Raw genomic sequence first — 2496 nt, 5'->3', positions numbered from 1 at the left:
TTTTTGGCCGCCTGCCGGGGTCGGGGCGGGGGTGGAATATTGCGTGATGCGTGTTCCGTATTGCGTATTGCGTATTACGTAGGAGATGGCCCTCACCCCCGGCCCCTCTCCCAACTCTGGGAGAGGGGAGGAGTAGGGAACACGCTATACACGCTACGTAACAGCCCCGTCACGCCGCGAAGCGGTCCAGGCTCAAGGCATCGAGAGGCAGCGAGGTCCGGCCGGTCGCGATCAGCTCGGCCATCAACTCGCCGATGCAGGGTGACAGGGCGAATCCGTGCCCGGAGAAGCCGCAGGCAAGCACCATACCCTCGACCCCCGGCACCGGGCCGAGGATCGGCACTTCGTCGGCGGCGATCGCTTCCAGTCCCGTCCAGGCGCGGACGACCCGCGTCCGGCGTAGCAGGGGGTAGACGGCGCTGGCGTCAACGGCGCTGCCGGCCATGCTCGCGACCCGGTTGCGGCCGAAGCGCCCCTCCCAGTCGACGCTGCCCGGCCAGCCCCCGCCGAGGAGGTAGGCGCCGCTCCGGAGCTGCTTCAGGCTGAGCCGCCGCCCGACGCACGTGACCACCGGCTTGAGCCGCGGCGGCATCGGATTGGTCACCATCATCTGCAGCGCGTGCGGCTCGATTGGCAGCTCCACGCCGACCATCCGGGCCAGGTCTCGGCTCCAGGCCCCGGCCGCGATCAGGACGGACCGGCAGGGGATTTCCCCGCGGGTGGTGTGGACGCCGACCACGCGGTCGCCCTCCAGCCGGAACCCGGTCACGGCGGTCCACTCGTAGAGCGTGGCACCGCGCCGCTGCGCGGCGGCGCAGAACGCCTTGGTGACCAGGATCGGCATCGCGTGGCCGTCGGTGGGGCACCAGGCGCCGGCGATGATGTCCGGCCCCAGGCCGGGTGCGAGCTCGTCCAGCTCATCCCGCCTCACGATCCGAATGCCCAGGCCGCGCGCCTGCTCGTCGCGCACGCGCGCTTCCAGCGCCGGCAGATCCTCCTCCCGCGCGACGAGCGTCAGGTGGCCGTCCTGGCGGTAGTGGAGGTCGGCGCCCAGTTCATCCTCCAGGGTCGGCCAGCGAGCGATCGCGCGCATGGCGATGGCCAGTTCCCGCGGGTCGCGTCCCTGCTGGCGCACGCCGCCTGCGCTGGCACCGGACGCGGCCGAGGCGACCTCGCGGGCCTCGACGATCGCGACCGACAGCCCGGCTTTGCGGAGTTCGTACGCCGAGGCGCAGCCGATCACGCCGCCCCCGACGACGACCACGTCCACCGCTGGCAACTGGCTCATCTGGCCCCTCCCATCCCGCGACTGCGCGCCGAACCGTGTCGGCAGCGTACGGCGATTCCGGGCGGCTCGCAAGCGGCAGCGCCCCGACTCGACCTGCCGTCGTATGGGGGGTATCCTGTCAGATGCCTCGCGAGAGCGCGGCATGGAGCGTCGACGGTTCTAGCACAGACGGAGCAGGGATGGAGCAAGCACAGGAGCACGTGAAGCGCAAAGTCGCGATGGTCTTCGTGGCGCACCCCGACGACGCTGAGTTCGGCTCGGCCGGGACGGTCGCCGTCTGGGCGCGCGAGGGCTGGGATGTCTACTACGTCATCATTACCGACGGCGGCGCCGGAGGGCCGGACGACGCGACCGATGTCAGCCCGGAGGCGCGGCGCCGCATCTCGGAGACGCGCAAGGCGGAGCAGCGCGCGGCCGGCGAGATCCTGGGCCTGGCCGATGTCATCTTCCTCGACTACCCCGACGGCCAGTTGCAGCCGACCCTGGAGCTGCGCAGGGATATCGTCCGGCTCATCCGCACGTACCGGCCGGAGCGCATCATCAGCCCGTGTCCCGACCGGGTCTGGGAGCCGGTGTACAACGTCCGCCGGCACCATCCGGACCATCTGGCCGCCGGCGAGGCGGTCATGGCGGCCGTCTACCCCGCGCCGCAGAACCCCTGGGACTTCCCGGAGCTGCTGGCCGAGGGCTTGCAGCCGCACAAGGTTTCCGAGATCTACGTCACCGGTGCGCCGGTGCTCAACTACGCCGTCGACATCTCCGAGACGATCGATCTGAAGATCGCGGCGCTGCGGGCGCATCAGAGCCAGTTGGGCGACCACTTTGACCAGATCGAGCGCATGGTCCGCACCTGGGCCGCTGACCGCGGCGCGCGGCACGGCATGGCCTACGCAGAGGAGTTCCACCGCATCATCAACTGGTGACGCGGCACGAGGCGGGGTGGCGCGACGGTTCCCGGGCCGTGGCGCGTGCCCGGGGCTCAAGCCGCCGGGCTGACAATGAAAGCCGGCTAAAGCCGGCTGGGGGGACGCAGGGCTGGCGCCTCAGCATAAGGGATCCCGCCGCCCGGCAGGTGCCCGGGGCTCAAGCCGCCGGGCTGAGAAGGCGAAGCCCACTGAAGGGGCTAGGGACGCTGGTCCCGGTAGGTGGCCGAATCGGATACGCCTCGATGTAGCCATCATAGCCCCTTCAGTGGGCTTACCCACTAT

2 protein-coding genes are annotated in these 2496 nt (G+C 70.5%); one reads left to right on the top strand and one right to left on the bottom strand.

The genetic code is table 11. The annotated features are described in order from the left end of the window. Nucleotides 1–169: 169 nt before the first annotated feature. Nucleotides 170–1288 (bottom strand): FAD-binding oxidoreductase, encoded by a 1119-nt coding sequence (locus tag IRZ30_RS17000; RefSeq protein ID WP_294086888.1) that lies wholly within the window; start codon nucleotides 1286–1288, stop codon nucleotides 170–172. 179 nt (nucleotides 1289–1467) lie between these two features. Between IRZ30_RS17000 and IRZ30_RS16995 the strand changes: the two genes are divergently transcribed. Beyond that, nucleotides 1468–2211, top strand: a complete 744-nt coding sequence (locus IRZ30_RS16995) for a PIG-L deacetylase family protein (protein ID WP_294086887.1) — start codon at nucleotides 1468–1470, stop codon at nucleotides 2209–2211. The last annotated feature ends 285 nt before the right edge of the window (nucleotides 2212–2496 follow it).

It is taken from the genome of Sphaerobacter sp. (assembly GCF_019683595.1).
In the GTDB taxonomy this organism is placed as follows: domain Bacteria; phylum Chloroflexota; class Chloroflexia; order Thermomicrobiales; family Thermomicrobiaceae; genus Sphaerobacter.
Note: the sequence above shows the minus strand (reverse complement) of the source record. Positions and strands in the feature narration are given on the sequence as shown.